The sequence below is a fragment of the Xanthobacter sp. NM-59 genome (assembly GCF_021401125.1).
In the GTDB taxonomy this organism is placed as follows: Bacteria; Pseudomonadota; Alphaproteobacteria; order Rhizobiales; family Xanthobacteraceae; genus Xanthobacter.
Genome location: NZ_JACBFQ010000001.1, coordinates 869,273 through 888,031, shown reverse-complemented (window position 1 = coordinate 888,031; position 18,759 = coordinate 869,273). Strand labels below are relative to the sequence as shown.

General features: G+C 60.1%; 13 protein-coding genes and 1 pseudogene. 11 read left to right on the top strand and 3 right to left on the bottom strand.

The window, feature by feature from the left end; translation table 11 throughout:
• The first annotated feature begins 85 nt into the window (after positions 1 to 85).
• From L0966_RS22430 to L0966_RS04115, 11 genes and pseudogenes are all read left to right on the top strand, one after another.
• On the top strand, positions 86 to 298 hold the full coding sequence (locus tag L0966_RS22430; protein WP_370640617.1) for a ribbon-helix-helix domain-containing protein: 213 nt from the start codon (positions 86 to 88) through the stop codon (positions 296 to 298).
• A complete protein-coding gene (locus L0966_RS04160) occupies positions 295 to 3,507 on the top strand; it encodes a helicase-related protein (RefSeq protein ID WP_234050557.1) in 3,213 nt (1,070 codons plus the stop codon). The genes L0966_RS22430 and L0966_RS04160 overlap by 4 nt, the downstream gene beginning before the upstream one ends.
• Positions 3,504 to 4,289, top strand: coding sequence for a DUF4391 domain-containing protein (locus tag L0966_RS04155; protein ID WP_234050556.1), 786 nt, complete (start codon positions 3,504 to 3,506; stop codon positions 4,287 to 4,289). The genes L0966_RS04160 and L0966_RS04155 overlap by 4 nt, the downstream gene beginning before the upstream one ends.
• Positions 4,286 to 6,235 carry a DUF262 domain-containing protein gene (locus tag L0966_RS04150; protein ID WP_234050555.1) on the top strand — a complete coding sequence of 650 codons (1,950 nt, stop codon included), beginning with the start codon at positions 4,286 to 4,288 and terminating at the stop codon, positions 6,233 to 6,235. The genes L0966_RS04155 and L0966_RS04150 overlap by 4 nt, the downstream gene beginning before the upstream one ends.
• Positions 6,232 to 8,244: a site-specific DNA-methyltransferase gene (locus tag L0966_RS04145; protein WP_370640616.1), complete on the top strand. Its 2,013-nt coding sequence runs from the start codon at positions 6,232 to 6,234 to the stop codon at positions 8,242 to 8,244. The genes L0966_RS04150 and L0966_RS04145 overlap by 4 nt, the downstream gene beginning before the upstream one ends.
• A complete protein-coding gene (locus L0966_RS04140) occupies positions 8,244 to 8,759 on the top strand; it encodes a gamma-glutamylcyclotransferase family protein (protein WP_234050554.1) in 516 nt (171 codons plus the stop codon). Before L0966_RS04145 ends, L0966_RS04140 begins: the two co-directional genes overlap by 1 nt.
• Positions 8,756 to 11,743 carry a type III restriction-modification system endonuclease gene (locus tag L0966_RS04135; protein WP_234050553.1) on the top strand — a complete coding sequence of 996 codons (2,988 nt, stop codon included), beginning with the start codon at positions 8,756 to 8,758 and terminating at the stop codon, positions 11,741 to 11,743. Before L0966_RS04140 ends, L0966_RS04135 begins: the two co-directional genes overlap by 4 nt.
• 232 nt (positions 11,744 to 11,975) lie before the next feature.
• Positions 11,976 to 12,587: a type IV toxin-antitoxin system AbiEi family antitoxin domain-containing protein gene (locus L0966_RS04130; protein WP_234050552.1), complete on the top strand. Its 612-nt coding sequence runs from the start codon at positions 11,976 to 11,978 to the stop codon at positions 12,585 to 12,587.
• Positions 12,577 to 13,488: a nucleotidyl transferase AbiEii/AbiGii toxin family protein gene (locus L0966_RS04125; RefSeq protein ID WP_234050551.1), complete on the top strand. Its 912-nt coding sequence runs from the start codon at positions 12,577 to 12,579 to the stop codon at positions 13,486 to 13,488. Before L0966_RS04130 ends, L0966_RS04125 begins: the two co-directional genes overlap by 11 nt.
• 569 nt (positions 13,489 to 14,057) lie before the next feature.
• Positions 14,058 to 15,343 (top strand): annotated as a pseudogene (locus L0966_RS04120) (tyrosine-type recombinase/integrase).
• Complete coding sequence (locus L0966_RS04115; RefSeq protein ID WP_234050550.1) at positions 15,330 to 15,860, top strand: GNAT family N-acetyltransferase; 531 nt, start codon at positions 15,330 to 15,332, stop codon at positions 15,858 to 15,860. Before L0966_RS04120 ends, L0966_RS04115 begins: the two are co-directional and overlap by 14 nt.
• A 42-nt stretch (positions 15,861 to 15,902) precedes the next feature.
• Here the strand turns inward: L0966_RS04115 and L0966_RS04110 are convergent, their stop codons facing one another.
• The 3 genes from L0966_RS04110 to L0966_RS04100 form a co-directional block, all read right to left on the bottom strand.
• Positions 15,903 to 16,154: an AlpA family transcriptional regulator gene (locus tag L0966_RS04110; protein ID WP_234050829.1), complete on the bottom strand. Its 252-nt coding sequence runs from the start codon at positions 16,152 to 16,154 to the stop codon at positions 15,903 to 15,905.
• A gap of 248 nt (positions 16,155 to 16,402) precedes the next feature.
• Positions 16,403 to 17,578 (bottom strand): serine hydrolase, encoded by a 1,176-nt coding sequence (locus tag L0966_RS04105; protein WP_234050549.1) that lies wholly within the window; start codon positions 17,576 to 17,578, stop codon positions 16,403 to 16,405.
• Positions 17,579 to 17,595: 17 nt separating this feature from the next.
• Positions 17,596 to 18,717, bottom strand: coding sequence for an MFS transporter (locus L0966_RS04100; RefSeq protein ID WP_234050548.1), 1,122 nt, complete (start codon positions 18,715 to 18,717; stop codon positions 17,596 to 17,598).
• Positions 18,718 to 18,759: the final 42 nt, after the last annotated feature.

Genomic DNA, 18,759 nt, shown 5'->3' with positions numbered 1-18,759 from the left:
GTCTCGGGTACGTACTGGTGAAAAGTGCATCACTTCGTTGAAGTCTGATGCGCAAGCCGGTAAGTTGGCCCGAGGAACCGTGGGGATGGAAATGAACGAGCGTCCACGCAAGGCAACGCGGCTGACAGTTAGTCTGGAAGAGCAAGACTATCAGACGCTGTGTCAGATCGCGCTATCGAGGGACGCTTCGGTCTCGTGGGTCATTCGCCAGGCGATTCGCCAATTCATCGAGAGCACATCTGAAGCTCGTCATCCCTCCGCTATGTCTCGGCCGCCTCGAAAGGGTGGTGAGGCATGAGGCTTGTCAGAAACAGTGGGACGGATCGAGGCGTCGACAGGCTGCGCGAATGGCTCGATCAGGGCGCTCTCATAGACATCGTTTCCCCGTCCTTTTCGCTGCTTGCTTTCGCAGAGCTTCGAGGTGTTCTCGATCGGATCGAGCGATGCCGATTGTTGCTCGGAGACGCGAGTTCCGTTCTGCCCGGCCTTCTCGGCGGCGACGCCGACATCGTCTTTCGTGGACAACTCCAGGGGCGTTGGCTAGCCCGTCTTGTTGCCGATTGGGCGCGGAAGCGGGTTGAAATTCGGCACGCACGCCGGTCGCCGCCTCAGTCGCTGATACTCGTCAATGGCAAGCCTGACTTCCGTCGAGCCATGGTCGGCACATGCTCATTCACGTCCGATGGGCTCGGAGTCACTCCAAGCGGTCGCTTGGGATTGGTTCAGGCAACCGAGTCCGATGTCGAGACTGCTGATTTTTCCGAATGGTTTCGCTCGAACTGGGAGGACTTTGAGGCGAGCCCATCGGCAAAGGCCCACTTTCTGAACGCGTTGGAGGAAATTGCCTCGCAGCGCGCGCCATCGCTCGTCTATTTCCAGATCCTCTATCAGGTCTTCAAGGACTTGGGTGATGAGCTTGACGAAGAGCGGATCATCAAATCGGCGACCGGCATTCGAAACACCGTCGTGTGGAAGAAGCTGTTTCGCTTCCAGCGCGATGGAGTCGTGGGTGCGATCGACAAATTGGAGAGGATCGGCGGCTGCATTATTGCTGACAGTGTTGGCCTCGGAAAGACATTCGAAGCGCTCGCAGTCATAAAGTACTATGAGCTTCGCAATGATCGCGTTCTCGTGCTTTGCCCAAAGCGCCTCCGTGATAACTGGACCCTCTATAAAGCAAATGACCGCCGTAACATTCTGGCTTCAGATCGGTTCAATTATGACGTTTTGAACCACACGGATCTGTCGCGCGATGGTGGTGTATCCGGCGACATCGATCTTGCCCACGTCAACTGGGGCAACTACGACCTCGTGGTCATCGACGAGTCGCACAACTTCAGGAACAAGCCGACCCATAAGGACCGCGACAGCCGCTACGACCACCTGATGAAGCGGATCATTCTGTCGGGGGTGAAGACCAAGGTACTGATGCTCTCTGCAACGCCGGTCAACAACCGTCTTGCCGACCTCAAGAACCAAATCGCTTTTGTAACAGAAGGGAATGACGTGGCTCTTGCGGCCAATGGCATTCCAAGCATCGAGGCGACAATCCGTAAGGCGCAAGGCCAGTTCAATCGTTGGCTCGACCTGCCGGAAAGTGAGCGTCGGCCCGCAAAGCTTATGGACATGCTCGGCTTTGACTACTTCAAGCTGCTCGACATGCTGACGATCGCCAGATCGCGCAAGCATGTGCAACGTTATTATGGGGTCGAGGAAACGGGGCAGTTTCCTGACCGGCTGCCGCCGGTGAACATCAAGGCGGATGTTGACCTCACGGGTGAGTTTCGGCCTATTCGCGAGGTCAACAACGAGATCCGGCGCCTTACTCTCGGCGCCTACGCGCCACTGCGATACGTGCTGCCACATAAGCAGGCGGCGTATGACGAGAAGTACAGTACGAAGATTAGAGGTGGCGATCAGTTTTTCCGGCAGCTTGATCGCGAGGAAAGCCTCATCCATCTCCTGCGCGTGAATATCCTGAAGCGCATGGAGAGTTCAGTCGCGTCGTTCTCCCTGACCATCGAACGCCAACTCGCGGACGTTGATGCTCTGCTCGCCAAAATCGACTCCCATGACGACTCGATCGAGGAAATCCCGATTGACGACGTGGATGTGGACGATCCCGCATTCGAGCCGCTGCTGGTCGGCCGAAAGGTCAAGGTGCTTCTCCAGGACGTTGACCGCATTCGCTGGCGACAGGATCTCGTCGAGGACCATGAACGCTTGGCGGCGCTTCTATCGGCCGCGCGTCTTGTTATCCCCAAGCGCGATGCCAAGTTGGCTGCGCTCAAGCGGTTGATCGTTGAAAAAGTCCGCAATCCGATAAACCCGGATAACCGGAAGATTTTGCTGTTCACGGCATTCGCCGATACGGCGGACTATCTCTACCGCGAGTTGGCCGATTGGGCGCGCTCGGCGCTCGATCTACATAGCGCGGTCGTTACCGGCGCTGGGGCGAATAAGACCACATTGCCGGGCGTTCGCGGGGACATGAGCAGCATTCTGAGCGCCTTCTCTCCGAGGTCCAAAGAACGGCCAGCAGAGCTTGTCGCTGAGGGAGAAATCGATCTTCTGATTGCCACGGACTGTATTTCGGAAGGTCAGAATCTTCAGGACTGCGACTACCTCGTCAACTATGATATCCATTGGAATCCCGTGCGGATTATCCAACGATTTGGCCGCATCGACCGGATTGGTTCCCGAAACTCCAGAATTCAGTTGGTCAATTTCTGGCCGAATATGGAGCTGGACGAGTATCTTGACCTCGAATCCCGCGTCAGCGGGCGCATGATACTTCTGGATGTGTCGGCCACCGGCGAGGAGAACGTCATCGAGTTCCAGGCGGGCAACGAGATGAACGATCTGGAATACCGTCGCGCACAGCTGCAGAAGCTGCAGGACGCCGTGATCGATCTCGAAGACCTGTCCAGTGGCGTTTCTATCGCGGATCTCACACTCAACGATTTCCGGATCGATCTGGCGGGCTATCTGGGTGCCAATCGGGAGCGGCTCGATGCATTGCCGCTCGGCACCTACGCGGTCACTGAGGCTCCCGACGAGGGGGAGAATCCGGTGCCGCCGGGTGTCATCTTCTGCCTGCGGGCCGTCGGCGACGCGGCTTCCTCCGTCGCCGAGCCGGGTTATCCGCTGGCGCCGCATTACGTCGTTCACGTCGGAGAGGACGGAGAAGTCCTGCTTCCCTACACGCAGGCCAAGCAGGTGCTCGATCGTCTGAAGAAGCTCAGCCTCGGCCGCGACCAGCCGGACCAAGCGGCTTATGGGCGGTTCGACAAGGCGACACGTGCTGGTCGCGACATGGAATCCTATCGCAAGCTGCTGGCCCGCGCTGTCGGCACCATTGTCGGCAAACGTGAGGAGCGAGCGGTTGCCAGCCTGTTCCAAATGGGTGGCACCCACGCGGTGAAGGGTGAGTTCGCCGGCATCAATGACTTCGAGGTCGTTGCATTCCTGGTTGCCCTGGCTCCGGCGGCGGACGTGACGCCATGACGGAGGTGGTGGCGACCGACCCGATCATTTCGGCTTTGGACTTGCCGCCGGGAGCGCGCCTTGACATGCGCGTGCCGAAAAAGGCGCTGCTTGAGCAAGGTGCGCCGACGACGGCCGACAAGCGCGCCATCCAAGACGGCATCGAAGAGATGCAGTGGATCGCCGCGCTCAAGCCCAATACCGTCGCCATACCCGCCTTCGTGGACGAAGGCCGGAACTATTCGGAGATTGCGGTCCTATCCGCGACGCTTCGCCCCGAGGCCCGTTCGGCCCGTCTCACCGAACTCATTCATCGCGCCATTCCGTATCCGGTCCTGCTGATCACACTATCCGGCGCGCGTGCGGCCGTGTCGGTCGCCCCCAAGCGAGCGGCGCAGAACGAAGGAAACAAGGTGGTGGTGGAGCGTCTCGTGATAGCGGGCGAGATTGATCCGGACGCCCCTACCGCGATGGAACAGTCATTCCTGGAAAGCCTGGCACTTGCACAGCAACCCGCACGCGATCTATCGACGGTGTACGACGGGTGGCTGGTTCGGATCGAGGCGCTGAACGCGGCGCGCGTCTCGGGCCAATTCATCCTCGCCAATGAAGCCGATCGGATCGATCGTCGTCGCTCGGCGCTGGAAGAGCACGCTCGGCTTTTGCGCGAGATCGCACAGTTGCGCGCGCAGGCGGCGCGCGCCAAACAGATTAGTCAACGGGTTGATTTAAACCAGAAAATCAAGGCGGTCGAAGCCGCCATCGATCATGCCAAGCGGTCGATGTTGGGGGATGGCGAATGAAGATTTCCACGATCCTGGACCATATTGACAGTGGGCACATGGCGCTGCCTGAATTCCAGCGTGGCTATGTCTGGAACCGCGATCAGGTTCGCGGCCTGTTCGACTCTCTGTACCGTCGGCATCCGGTCGGCGGCCTGCTTGTGTGGGCAACGGAGGCCAAAACGGCCGCGCATCGCGGCGACGGCCCTATCGCGGCAGGCATCGTCAAGCTCTTGCTGGACGGCCAGCAGCGTATGACCTCGCTCTATGGCGTCGTGCGTGGACAGCCTCCGAAGTTTTTCGACGGCAACGCCCAGGCCTTCAGCGGCCTGCGTTTCCATCTGCAGACCGAGACTTTCGCCTTCTACCAGCCGGTCAAGATGCAGGACGATCCGCTATGGATCGATGTGACAGCCCTGATGAAGGCAGGGAACGCCGGGCTTGGGGCATTGATCGCTCAGCTTTCCGCTGATCCTGCACATGTGGCGAATGTGGGTGCCTATGTCGGCCGCCTTGGCGCTCTGCTTGGTGTCACCGAGATCGACCTGCATGTCGAGGAGGTCACCGGTCAGGACAAGACCCTCGATGTCGTCGTCGATATTTTCAACCGGGTAAACAGCGGCGGCACCAAGCTGTCGAAGGGCGATCTGGCGCTCGCGAAGATCTGCGCCGAATGGCCGGAAGCGCGCGACTCTATGAAGGCCAAGCTGAGGGAATGGACGGCCGCCGGCTACCAGTTCAACCTCGATTGGCTGCTACGCTCCGTCAACACGGTTCTGACCGGAGAGGCCAAGTTCAGCTATCTCCACGACAAGGGCGCGCTCGACATTCAGGATGGCTTGAAGCGCGCCAGCAAACACATCGACGCGAGCTTGAATTTCATCGCCGGGCGCCTCGGGCTCGATCATGACCAGGTGTTCTTCGGGCGCTTCGGCGTGCCCGTCATGGTGCGCTACATGGACAAGACGAAGGGAGCGCTGGACGCCAAGGAGCGTGACAAACTCCTGTTCTGGTTCGCGCAAGCCGGCATGTGGGGGCGCTTCTCGGGATCGACGGAGACCTTCATCGATCAGGATCTGGCTGCCCTCGAAGGGCCGAACGGCAGCCTGGACACGCTGCTGGAACAGCTTCGGCTCTGGCATGGCGGGCTTCGGGTTGAAGCCGGCCACTTCACCGGCTGGAGCCTCGGTGCGCGCTTCTATCCGGTGCTCTACATGCTGACCCGCATGGGCGAGGCGCGGGATTGGGGGACGGGGTTGCCGTTGCGCGCGAGCCTGCTCGGGAAAATGAGCCGCCTGGAGGTTCATCACATCTTCCCAAAGGCGCAGCTCTACAAGCTGAAACACCGCCGGGCCGACGTGAACGCGCTTGGCAATTTTTGCTTCCTGACCAAGGACACGAACCTCAACATCAGCGATCGCCTGCCGGAGGAGTATTTCCCGGAGGTCGAGGCGCGGCATCCCAGCGCGCTGGCGTCGCAGTGGATACCGGCCGATCCCGCACTGTGGAAGATCGAGCGCTACCTCGATTTTCTCGAAGCCCGCAAGGCGTTGCTGGCAGCGGAGGCGAACCGGCGCTTCGAGGATTTGCTCCATGGCGATACGCGCTGGCTCGGCACAGCGGCGCCGGTGGCGGAAGCCGAGGCGCAGGCCGTGGGCGGCATCACGAGCGAGGTCGAGGAAGCCGAACTCGAAGCACTCAACGATTGGGTCGACGGCCAAGGCTTGCCGCGTGGCCTGCTCGGCTTCGATTACGCCGATCCGGTCACGGGCGCGCAGAAGGCGTTGTTCGATCTGGCGTGGCCGGACGGTCTGCAGCCTGGCTTGAGCGCTCCGATCGCCGTGTTGCTCAATGAAGGCCCGGAGATCCTCGCCCTGGCGAGCAAGGCGGGTTTCCGTTGCTTCACGTCCTCGGCTGATTTCCGTACCTATGTCGAAACCGAAATTCTGCACCTGGAAGCGGCGTGACCGCCGCCATGCCTCGTTTGCACCTGATTGAGTTGGATAAAATGAAGAAACTTGATGCCGAGAGCCCCGAGACCAAGAGCGCCGATATCATCTCCGGCAACGTCGAGGTGATGAAGTCCCTGTTCCCCGATGCATTCACGGAAGGGAAGATCGACTTCGAGGTGCTGAAGCAACTGCTCGGCGGCTCTGTGGACGAGCGCGAGGAGAAGTATGGGCTCAATTGGCATGGCAAACGCCGCGCCCGGCAGATCGCGTTGACCCCGTCGGCCGGCACGCTGCTGCCCTGTCCGGAAGAGAGCGTCGACTGGGATACGACACAGAACCTGATGATCGAGGGCGACAACCTCGAAGTCCTAAAACTCTTGCAGAAAAGCTATGCCGGAAAGGTGAAGCTGATTTACATCGACCCGCCTTACAACACGGGTAAGGATTTCGTTTATCCAGATGATTTCCGCGACAGCATCAAAAATTATCTTGAACTTACAGGACAAATTGAAGGTGGTCGAAAGATAAGTTCAAATACTGATGCATCAGGACGCTATCATACCGATTGGCTCAATATGATATACCCTAGGCTATACATAGCAAGAAACTTGCTGAAGCCGAACGGAGCAATTTGTATTTCTATTGGTGAAACAGAAGTAAGTAATCTCACGCTCGCGTGCAACGAGATTTTCGGCGAGGAAAATCTGGTTACGATATGTTCTCGCGTCATGAAGACAGGGGGGCAAAAAGGGGTGCACTTTTCCCCATGCGTGGATTACATTTTGATCTATGCAAAAGACATCAGCTCTCTTGAGCCATTTCGATCAGAAATTAGTCAGAATGTCATTGATAAGGTTTACACAAAGGTCGAGGTCGAAGGCCCTCGCAAGGGAGAGAACTACAGGTCGATGGGCCTGTATCAAGCAATGTTGGACCCACGGGCTAATCAACGATACTTCATCGAATGCCCTGATGGGCAACTGGTTATTCCGCCCGGAAGCACATTTCCCAGCACTTTTGCCGACGGTGAGCAAATTAAGCCGAATGACGGTGATGGCGTTTGGCGCTGGACCTACGCGAGATACAAAGCAGAGAAGCAGTCTGGAAATATCGAGTTCATCAAAAGTGACCGCACGTCGCTGGTTACGCACGACGGCGCCCCAGCCGTTTGGAACATTTACTATAAGATTTGGCTTAAGGATCGCCTTGAAGACGGACAGCTTCCTGGAAATATTCTGGAAAAATTCGAAAGCCGTCACAGTTCTGCTGAACTGAAAAAATTGGCTATTCCTTTTGAATTTGCAAAGCCGACCGCATTGTTGAAATTTCTTATGACAATTTGCGGGGTTAAGAACGATGACATCACGCTAGACTTTTTTGCGGGCTCTGGGTCGGCCGCGCATGCCGTCATGGAACTAGCAGTTGAAACGAACAGTCGCCAACGCTTCGTATCCGTTCAACTCCCTGAACCAACCGCTGCCGAGTCTGAGGAGCGGAAAGCCGGCTTCATTAACATAAGCGAGTTGACCAAGGAGCGCATCCGCAGGGCGGCTACCGCACTCCGGAAATCTAGCCCAATGTTTGCGGGCGATCTGGGCTTTCGCGCTTTCAAGTTAGAGAACTCAAACATCCGCGCGTGGGATGCCGACCCCGCCGATCTCGAAGACAGCCTTCTGAAGAATGCCGAGCACCTCGTTCAGGGTCGAAAGGAGCAGGACGTGCTCTATGAGCTCTTGCTCAAACTCGGCCTCGATCTCTGTGTGCCGATCGAAACCAAGACGGTGGCAGGCAAGACGGTTCATTCCATTGGCGGTGGCACGCTGATCGTCTGTCTCGCTGACGGCCTGACCAAGGACGTGGTGGAGGAACTCGCGAACGGCATTGTCGATTGGCGGAAGGCGCTGGCGCCGGCCGTCGATACGCGCGTGGTGTTCAAGGACACCGGCTTTGCCGACGACATCGCCAAGACCAACATGGCCGCGATCCTGAATCAGGCCGGCATCGCCGACGTGCGGAGCCTGTGATGAGCGCCGATACGTTTCTAAGCTTCGCCTATGGCTCTAACATGCTTAGCACGCGTTTGCAGGAACGCTGCCCTTCTGCGCAACCGAAAGGTATCACCGAACTGCATGGCTACGAGCTTCGCTGGCACAAGAAGAGCCGCGACGGATCTGGAAAGTGCGACATCGTGAAAACAGATAAGCACGGCGCGTCGGTGTTCGGTGTTCTATTCGAGATAGCGCGCAGCGAGAAGGCGGCCCTCGACAAGGCTGAAGGCTTTGGGGCGGGCTATGACGAAACGCAAGTGCAGGTCCATCTTGAAGCCGACCAATGCACTGCGATCGCCTACGTAGCCACCATCACCGATCCGAAGCTCAATCCTTACACTTGGTACCGCGCTCTCGTTGTTGCAGGCGCTAAGGAGCACGGTCTGCCAGCGGACTATATTGCGCGGCTGGAAGCCGCTCCCGCTGATCAAGACCTTGACCAAGCGCGCCACGACAAGAACATGGCTCTGATCGGTGAGGTGTGCGCATGAAGCTGCATTTCGAACCCGATCTCGATTACCAGAAACGCGCGATCGAGGCCGTCGCGGACCTGTTCCGTGGCCAGGAGATCAACCGCACCGAGTTCACCGTCACCCGGCAGGAGGCGGGCGGACTGCAGGGCGAACTCGGGCTGGTCGAAAGCGAACTCGGCATTGGCAACCGGCTTACGCTGCTGGACGACGAGATCATCGCCAATCTGAAGGATATCCAGCTTCGCAATGGCTTGGCGCCATCCGCCGCGCTGACCTCCGGCGATTTCACGGTGGAAATGGAGACCGGCACGGGCAAGACCTATGTCTATCTCCGCACCATCTTCGAGATGAACAAGCTTTACGGTTTTACCAAGTTTGTCATCGTCGTGCCGTCGGTGGCGATCAAGGAGGGCGTCTACAAGACGCTGCAGATCACCGAAGAGCACTTCAAGGGCCTCTATTCGGGCCAGCCCTTCGACTATTTTCTCTACGATTCCGCCAAGCTCGGACAGGTGCGCAATTTCGCGACCAGTCCCAACATCCAGATCATGGTGGTGACGGTCGGCGCCATCAATAAGAAGGATGTGAACAACCTCTACAAAGACAGCGAGAAGACGGGCGGCGAACGGCCGATCGACCTCATCCGCGCGACCCGGCCAATCCTGATCGTGGACGAACCGCAGAGCGTCGACGGTGGCCTTTCCGGCGCAGGCAAGAACGCCCTCGGCGAGATGAATCCGCTTTGCACGCTGCGCTATTCGGCGACCCACGTCGACAAGCATCACATGGTGTTCCGCCTCGACGCTGTCGACGCCTATGAGCGCAAGCTGGTCAAGCAGATCGAGGTCGCTTCTCTCGAAGTGGAGGGCGGCCACAACAAGGCCTATGTCCGCTTCGTCTCCGCCAGCAACGCCAAGGGAACGATCACCGCCCGCGTCGAAATCGACGTGCTCGACGGCAAGCAAGTGCGTCGCCAGGAGGTGACGGTTCAGGATGGCGACGATCTGGAGGAACTGACCAAGCGTGCGATCTATGCCGATTGCCGCATCGGGGAAATCCGCGCCGGACGCGACAATCAGCTCCTGGAGGTGAAGCTGCCGGGCAGCGAGGAGTTTCTCCAGCCTGGCCAAGCCGTCGGCGATGTCGATGCTGACGCTCTGAAGCGCCTGATGATCCGCCGCACGATCCACGAGCATCTGGAAAAGGAAAAGCGCTTGGCGCCGCTCGGCATCAAGGTGCTGAGCCTGTTCTTCATCGATGCGGTGGAGCACTACCGCTCCTACGATGCCGGCGGAAATCCCGTGAAGGGCAAGTATGCCCGCATCTTCGAAGAGGAGTATCGCCGCGCGGCGAAGCTTCTCGACTTCGTCAGCCTGTTCAAGGAGGTCGACGTTACGTCGGAAGCCGAAGAGGTGCATGACGGCTATTTCTCGATCGACAAGGCGCGGCGCTGGACCGACACGGCCGACAACAATCAGGCGGGCCGCGACAATGCCGAGCGTGCCTATAACCTGATCATGAAGGACAAGGAGAAGCTGCTCAGCTTCGATACGAAGCTGAAGTTCATCTTCTCGCACTCCGCCCTCAAGGAGGGCTGGGACAATCCCAACGTCTTTCAGATCTGCGCGCTCCGCGAGATCGGCACCGAGCGCGAGCGGCGGCAGACCATCGGCCGTGGTCTTAGGCTGTGCGTGAACCAGAATGGCGAACGCCTGCGCGGCTTCGACATCAACACGCTGACCGTCATCGCCACCGAGAGTTACGAGGACTTCGCCGAGAACCTGCAGAAGGAAATCGAGAAGGACACCGGCATCAAGTTCGGCATTGTCGAGAAGCACCAGTTCGCGACAATCCCCGTGGTCAACCCGGACGGCTCGACCGGAATGCTGGGTTTCGAGGAATCCGCCGCCATCTTCGATCACTTGAAGGCTGAGGGCTTCGTCGACACCAAGGGCAAGGTGCAGGACACGCTGCGCACCGCCTTGAAGGACGGAACGCTCGCGCTGCCGGTGGCGCTCGCCGCCCATCTTGGCGCGGTTCGTGACGTGCTGAAGAAGGTCGCCGGGAAGCTCGACATCAAGAATGCCGACGAGCGCGTCACCGTCAAGACACGGCAGGCCATTCTCGAAAGCGCCGAGTTCCAGGCGCTCTGGGATCGCATCAAACATAAGACGACGTATCGCGTTCACTTCGACAACGAGAAGCTGATCACCGATTGTGCCAAGGCCATCGCCAATGGCCCGCCGGTGTCGAAAGCTCGGGTGCGGGTCAGGAAGGCCGATCTTTCCATTGGGCAGGGTGGTGTCGAGGCCAAGGAGCACGACAAGAACAGCGAAACCATCATCACGATCGAGGAAGGCGATATCGTCCTGCCCGACGTGCTGACCGATCTTCAGGACCGGACCCAACTCACCCGCAAGAGCCTCGTCCGCATTCTGACCGAGTGCGGCCGCTTGACCGACTTCAAGCGCAATCCGCAGGCGTTCATCGAGATCGCTGGTGAAGTGATCAACCGGACGAAGCGTTTGGCGATCGTGGACGGCATCAAATATCAGCGGATCGGCGACGAGCACTATTACGCGCAGGAGCTTTTTGCGCAGGAGGAGCTGACCGGCTATTTGCGCAACATGCTCAAGGACGCGCAGAAGTCGGTCTTCGAGCACGTCGTCTATGATTCCGGAGGTGTCGAGCGGACATTCGCCGAGCAGCTCGAAAAGAACGAAGCTGTGAAGATCTACGCCAAGCTGCCCGGGTGGTTCAAAGTGCCGACTCCGCTCGGTACCTACAACCCCGACTGGGCGGTTCTGGTCGAAGTCAGCGGCGAGGAGCGCCTGTATTTCGTCGTGGAGACCAAAGGCAGTCTCTTCGTCGATGACTTGCGCGACATCGAAGCCGGCAAGATCGCGTGCGGGGAGGCGCACTTCAGCGCGCTCGCCTCCGGGCCGAACCCTGCTCGCTACATAAAGGCGAGAACCGTCGACGACCTGATGGATCACACATAAGGCGGCATCGTTCGTGAGGGCGGCTATCCGTCAATTGCCTTGCACCAATGGGGGTGAATATGCGCCGTCATCGAGGTAAGGGGCGCCACTAGGGCTGAAGCCAGTGCTTTGGTGTCGCCGATGCGGTGGCCCCTTGAAAGGGCGATCACATCGGATTTGCCCTTTCCTGTAAATGTGATAAAACCTCTGCTATATTTTGAATCTGCCGAGGAAATATCACATCGCTACGGCCATGGACTCGCAACGCGCCCAAGCGCTCAAGCTGCTGAAGACGTGCCCCATGATGCGGCTGAAGGACTTTGCCGCCCGCGGCATCGCGCCCGAAACCCTGGCGCGTCTTGTCCGGGACGGCGAGGTCGTTCGTCCTGCGCGCGGTCTCTATCAGCTTGCGGATAGTTCGGGCGATGCGGCTCGCATTCTGGCGGAAGCTTCGGTGCTCGTTCCCAAAGGCGTCATCTGCCTGACCTCAGCGCTGCAATTCCATGAGCTGACCCTGCAAATGCCGTCGGCCGTTTGGATGGCCATCGATCGCACCGCCTGGCGTCCCAAGATCGACTATCCACCCATTCGCTTCGTGCGCTTCACCGGCCCCTCGCTGACGGAAGGTGTGGAGCGGCGCTCCATCGATGGCGTCGAGGTGGCGATTACAAATCCGGCGCGGACGATCGTCGATTGCTTTCGCTATCGGGCGAAGGTCGGGCTGGATGTCGCCCTGGAAGGTCTGCGCGAGGGGCTTCGACAGCGAAAAGTCACGAGTGACCAGCTTTGGACCTATGGGACCAAGGGCAAGGTCTGGTCGACCATGAAGCCCTATGTGGAGGCGACGATGGCCGATGGCGCGTGAACCGAGAAAAAATGTCGGCGCTTCGGTCCGGGCTCGTCTGCTCGATCGGTCTCGCGTCGAACGCACGGACTTTCAGATTCTGCTGACGCGCTACGCGCTGGAGCGGCTTCTCTACCGGTTGAGTCAATCACCCCATCGCGACCGCTTCGTTCTGAAAGGGGCGATGCTGTTCGTGACCTGGGTGGAGGACCCGTTCCGGCCTACGCGCGATCTCGACTTCCTCGGCTATGGCGAAAGCAGCCCGGAGGCGATCGGCGGGACCTTTCGCGAGATCTGCGGGCAGCCTGTCGATGATGATGGCGTGGAGTTCGATATCGGAGCGATCACGGCTGTTCCGATCCGGGAAGACGTAGAATACGGCGGCATTCGTGTGCGCACCTCCGCGACGATCGCGGGTGCCCGCGTTCCGATTCAGGTCGACATCGGTTTCGGTGATGCCGTCACGCCGGGGCCGGTCGAGATCGTCTATCCGCCACTGCTCGACGCGCCGGCGCCCCGCCTGCGCGCCTATCCGGTAACGACCGTAGTGGCCGAGAAATTCCAGGCGCTCGTGCTGCTCGGCATCGCGAATAGCCGGCTGAAGGATTTCTACGACCTCTGGCTGATCGCGCAGACATTCGAGTTTGACCGGGCGTCGCTTGCCGAGGCCATCCGCCAGACTTTTGCGCGGCGCGAGACCATGCTTCCAACCGAAAAGCCGATCGGTCTGAGCGAGGCTTACGTGGAGGCTTGGGGGCGACAGTGGAGGGCTTTTCTGGGGCGAGAGCGAATGGCCTCGGCGCCGACCGAGCTGGCCGTCGTTGTCTACGACCTCGCTGGATTTCTGCTTCCCCTGATCGAGCCTGCTGAAAAGGATGAGCGCTGGAAGCCCGGAGAAGGCTGGAGGGCGACGAATGCATAGCCTGCAGAGCAACGCGGGCGCGCGCGCACGGATTCGCCGTCTATCGCAGTCAATCGCGAACTTTTGTGATCGACTCTAGCTATTTCTCCCGCGCTTCGTATATAATACAAACGTACAGATCGACGCCGCGCACCGCGCCACATTTATTGTGGAAAAACAATTGCGTATGATTCTGACGGTATATATGACGGTAATCGTCTATTTCTCCGTTTTACACTCATCGAAAATTCAAATACTTACCGCTCCAGTTAATCATCGAGTGGGAATGAAATGATGTGGCTCGCGGCGTTTCGCGAGCTATCGCCACATCCTCATAACTAGCTGAAATAAAGCAAAAATCAATCACTCACTATTGGAGCCTATCGCCTTCAAGCGATGGGTTCTGACGGTGCGCGCGACGGTATGCGTTTTTCGCCGTCCGCCGGATTTTTGCCATACCGTCAGGCCGAAAACGCAAGCGGCCCATGGAAAAACAATCTACCGCGCTGTTATATAACGGTTATTCGTGTTGTTTGACGGTAAAATTGGGGGGCGAAAAGGCGTTTTGGATCGTCAACGAGGCCGTCCCCATGCTCACCGACATGGCCATCAAGAGGCTGAACCCAAAGGATAAATTATACAAGGTGGCCGACCGTGACGGTATGTACGTTTCCGTCGCCACGACAGGCCAAATCACCTTCCGGTACGACTACCGTTTGAACGGTCGCCGGGAGATGCTGACGATCGGCCCCTATGGCGCCGATGACCTCACGCTTGCCGAGGCTCGAGAGCGCTGCATCACGGCACGCAAGCTGGTGGCGGAGGGGCTTTCTCCGGCTCACGAGAAACAGCGCGACAAGCGGCGCAAGGCGATGGAGTGCAGCTTCGGTGCGGTGAGCGCCTTATGGATCAAGGACGCGCGCATGGCGGAAAGCACCCGCTCGATGCGCAAGGCCATCCTCGATCGCGACATTCTCCCCGCCTGGAAGAACCGCCTTCTCACCGAGGTGACGCCGGACGATCTGCGCCAGCTCTGCGCCAAGGTGAAAGAGCGCGGCGCGCCCGCGACCGCCATCCACGCCCGCGACGTCATCAAACAGATCTTCGCCTTCGCCATCCTGCACGGTGAGAAAGTACCGAACCCGGCCGACGAGGTCGGGCCTGCCTCGATCGCGACCTTCCAGCCGAAGGACCGGGCGCTGTCGCCGGCCGAAATCAAGATCATGCTGCAGCAGGTCGAGCACGTGCCAACCCTGCCGACCATCCGCCTCGGCCTGCGTCTGATCCTGCTCACCATGGTGCGCAAGAGCGAGCTGACCGATGCCGTCTGGGACGAGGTCGATTTCGAGAACGCCGTCTGGACCCTTCCCAAGGAGCGCATGAAGCGGTCGAAGGCGCACAACGTCTATCTCTCGCAACAGTCGCTCGACATCCTCATCGCCCTGAAGACTGCGCCGGCAACTCGCGCTATCTCCGGCCGTCCCGCTACGACGCCGACGGCCCCATGTCGCGCGCAACCTTCAATCGCGTCACCGCGGCTGTCGTGGCGCGGGCAAAGAAGGAGGGCCTGCCACTGGAGCCGTTCACGGTCCACGACTTGCGCCGGACCGGCTCGACGCTCCTGAACGAGATGGGCTTCAACAGCGACTGGATCGAGAAATGCCTCGCCCACGAGGACGGTCGCTCATCGCGCGGCGTCTACAACAAGGCAGAATACGAACCGCAGCGCCGCCACATGCTCCAGGAGTGGGCCGACATGGTCGATGCCTGGGTGAACGGAGAGAAGCGCGTGCCGACGCTGTTGCCGCCGTCGATGCCGTTTATGGGCGAGAAGAACGGATTAAGCCTGAGAGGAAGTCCAAGTGAACATCGTTGAAACGGACCGGCTGATTCTCCGAAATTTCCGGCGGGGTGACGCTGCTGATCTGTTTGCATATTTGCACCAACCCAGGTCGAGCTGCTTCGCTTCTCTGAAGCTCGCCGATCTCGGCGCCGCTCAAGCCGAAGTGGAAGCACGCAGCGGCAGCGATGAGCATGTCGCCGTATGTCTACGCAGCTCCGATACGCTGATCGGCGACCTGTTTTGTGTCCACGAGCCTCCCGACACATACTCGGTTGGTTGGAATTTCAACGCGAATTTCGGCGGTACCGGCTATGCCTCGGAGGCGGCACGGGCGCTACTCGACCACTTGTTCAAGGTGAAAGAAGCCCGGCGGCTTTATGCCTATGTCGAGGAAGACAACTTTGCCTCGCAGCGCCTCTGCGAGAGGCTGGGGATGCGACGGGAGGGGCTGTTCCGGGAGTTCGTGTCATTCGTTAATGACGATCAGGGCGTGCCAATCTACGAGAATACCATGCAATACGCCATCCTGCGCAAGGAGTGGACGCCGTAGCGGCTGTCATCTGACCTGCCGCGCTCGTCGGACCTTCGGAAATTATGCTTTGGCCGGTCGCGCACGTCGCTGGTGAACGTCCGGTGGAGGCGCCTTGCGCACGATATCCGCCTCTGACGCGCGACGCCGTTCGTCGAGCCAGGTCTCGACTTCGGCCAAGTCCCACACCACGCAGCGCGGCGTCAGAAAGAAGCGCTTGGGAAACTCGCCGCGCTGTTCCATCTCGTAGATCGTCGTGTCCGCGAGTGGGACGATTTTGCGAAGCTCTGGGCGACGGATCACGCGCTTGAACAGGTCGGCAGGTGGTTGAAACCGTTTGAGGGTATTCTCCGCTGGTCCATCAATGGAGGGTTGCCCAGTCTCGACTTCCAGAGCTTTGTCTTTCTGGGGAGTGGCTTGTTCGCGTCGCATGTCGATCGCCTTCGATCGCTGTGGAATGACTGCGACCAAGGTGATGCATGTTGCTCATGCGTTGAAGGCATCGGACGTCGGCGTGCGGGAAACGGCGGCAATGGGGAGATTTTCGGAGGGCGCGCTCCACCTTATGGTTCGATCGCGGCGTAAAGTGCCCGGCTGAGGTCGGCGGAGAAGCGTCCGCCGTTCGACATGCCTTCGAGCGCGGTGTTGGTGAAGGCGACCAGCGTCAGATTCTTGCTGGGATCGACGAACCAGCTATGGCCATAGGCTCCGCCCCAGCGCCAAGTACCGGGAGACTCGGTTACTCCAGCCGCCGTCGCATCACGCAGGATCGAGAAGCCGAGGCCATAGCCCCAGCCGGATGAGCCTTCGATATCGAGGCCGGCAATCTGATCGCGCGCCATTTCAGCCGCGTGTCCGGGCGGCATCAACGGCCCGCCGCCCGATCGCAGCGCTTCGAGCAGGGTCATCGTGTCGAGGGCAGAGCCGGTCATGCCGGCGCCGCCGGACGGAAAGGCCTTTGGGTCGAAGGCGCGTGACGGGTCCATGAGGATGCCGGGGAGACCGGGAAGAAACGGCACCAGGTCCGGCTCGCGCATCCGGCGCGGATACGGGGTGTCGTCGGCGTAAGCCGCAGCCAGCCGGGTCGGGTCCGCAACCGAGAAGCCGGTGTCGTTCAGCCCGAGGGGCTCGGTCACCAGTCGGCGCACCGCCTGCGGCAGCGACAGTCCCGTCGCGACCTCGATCAAGGCGCCCGCGACATCGAGGGCGAGCGAATAGCAAAACTGCGTCCCCGGTCGAAACAGCAGCGGCACCCCGGCGAGGCGGGAGAGGTTCTCGGCCAGCGTGATGCCGGTTCGGTCCATGCCATCTGAGACGCCGGCTCGGTGCAGCGGCCCGTCATCCGGCTCCAGAAAGCCGTAGCCGAGGCCGGACGTGTGGGTGAGGAGGTGGCGAAGGGAGATCGCGGCGGGATCGCCCCCAAAACGCGGTTCGAAGTGCGGAAGCCATTCGGCGATCGGTCGATCGAGATCGAGTTTGCCTTGTTCGACCAACGCCATGGCCGCCGCTGCGACGAAGAGCTTGGAAACCGAGGCGAGGCGGAACTGCGCATCTTCGCGCATCGGGGAACCGGTCTCGCGATCCGCCAGGCCGGCGGCGCGGGTATAGATCAGCTGGCCGTTCCGGCGCACCAGGACGACGGCGCCGACGATCCGCTCGGCCGCAATCGCGCCATCGATGACGGCGTCGAGTCTCCTGGAGAGCGTGGTGGAAGAAGTCTGAAGAGGGCGTTCGAGCATGGGAGCTCCGTTTCGGATCAAGGGGCGAAGGAGAAGGGAAATCCGTGCCGGCAGGCGCGGTGTGCGGCGATGAAGGCTGCGGCCAGCAGCAAGAGCGCGACAGGCGCAAAGGCACCGGCTCCAAAATGATCGAGCAACACCCCGCCCATGATGCCGCCGCCGGCGATGGCCGCGTTCCAGGCTGTGACGAGCATCGATTGGGCGAGGTCGTGCATGTCTCCGGCCGCCTTAGCGAGGGCGGTCTGAAACAGCGTGGCGACGCCGCCGAAGGCGAGGCCCCAGAGTCCTGTGGCGCTCAAGACGATGATCGGTGCATGACCGGCGATACCGAGTGCGAGCGCTGCGAGGCCGAACGACGCGATGCTGATCAGAGTGAGATTGCGCAGGTGACGGTCGATCAGGACACCGACGATCCAGATCCCGGCCAGCGCGGCAATTCCGAAGACGAGCAGAGCAAGATCGGTCCTGGTGGCTCCGCCAGCACTGCCGAGCAAAGGGGCGATGTAGGTGTAGAGGATGTTGTGCGCGAGCACGAAAGTCAGGGTGACGAAGAGAACCGGCCGGATTCCTGGTAAGGCGAAGACTTGGCTGAGCGGAAGCCGCTCGTCCTCGGTCTGTCCCGGGAAGTCGGGGACTTTCATCACCACCCAGGCAATCAGGATCAGGGTCAGGCCGCTCATGACCCCGAACGAAGCCCGCCATCCGATCGCAGCGCCCAGGTATGTTCCTGCCGGAATGCCGAGCGACAACGCCAACGGAGTGCCGATCATCGCAACGGCGATGGCGCGTCCCTTCGATCCTTCCGGCACCATCCGCGCGGCATAGCCGGCGATCAGTGCCCAGAGCAGTCCTGCGGAAACACCCGCGACAAACCGGGCGACGAGTGTCAGTCCATAACTATCCGACAGCGCCGTCGCCGTGTTCGCCACCGCAAATCCGCAAATGGCGATGAGAAGCAGCGGCCGTCGCCGCATGCTTTGCGTCGCGGTGGTCAGGGGAATGGCCGCGGCGAGCGAACCGATGGCGTAGAGCGTGACGAGCTGCCCGGCGAACGCCTCGGAAACGCTCAGGCTCGTGCCGATCTGTGGCAACAGACCGGCCGGAAGCGCCTCGGTCAGGATGGTGATGAACCCGGCCATCGCGAGCGCCAAAAGGTTCGGCCACGGGAATGGAGCCGAGGT

Bases quoted from the DNA above. Each gene is read 5' to 3' on its own strand.
- L0966_RS04155 (WP_234050556.1), top strand. From the start codon at position 3,504: ATGACGGAGGTGGTGGCGACCGACCCGATCATTTCGGCTTTGGACTTG.
- L0966_RS04135 (WP_234050553.1), top strand. From the start codon at position 8,756: ATGAAGCTGCATTTCGAACCCGATCTCGATTACCAGAAACGCGCGATC.
- L0966_RS22430 (WP_370640617.1), top strand. From the start codon at position 86: ATGGAAATGAACGAGCGTCCACGCAAGGCAACGCGGCTGACAGTTAGT.
- L0966_RS04150 (WP_234050555.1), top strand. From the start codon at position 4,286: ATGAAGATTTCCACGATCCTGGACCATATTGACAGTGGGCACATGGCG.
- L0966_RS04140 (WP_234050554.1), top strand. From the start codon at position 8,244: ATGAGCGCCGATACGTTTCTAAGCTTCGCCTATGGCTCTAACATGCTT.
- L0966_RS04125 (WP_234050551.1), top strand. From the start codon at position 12,577: ATGGCGCGTGAACCGAGAAAAAATGTCGGCGCTTCGGTCCGGGCTCGT.
- L0966_RS04130 (WP_234050552.1), top strand. From the start codon at position 11,976: ATGGACTCGCAACGCGCCCAAGCGCTCAAGCTGCTGAAGACGTGCCCC.
- L0966_RS04160 (WP_234050557.1), top strand. From the start codon at position 295: ATGAGGCTTGTCAGAAACAGTGGGACGGATCGAGGCGTCGACAGGCTG.
- L0966_RS04100 (WP_234050548.1), bottom strand. From the start codon at position 18,717: ATGGCCGGGTTCATCACCATCCTGACCGAGGCGCTTCCGGCCGGTCTG.
- L0966_RS04105 (WP_234050549.1), bottom strand. From the start codon at position 17,578: ATGCTCGAACGCCCTCTTCAGACTTCTTCCACCACGCTCTCCAGGAGA.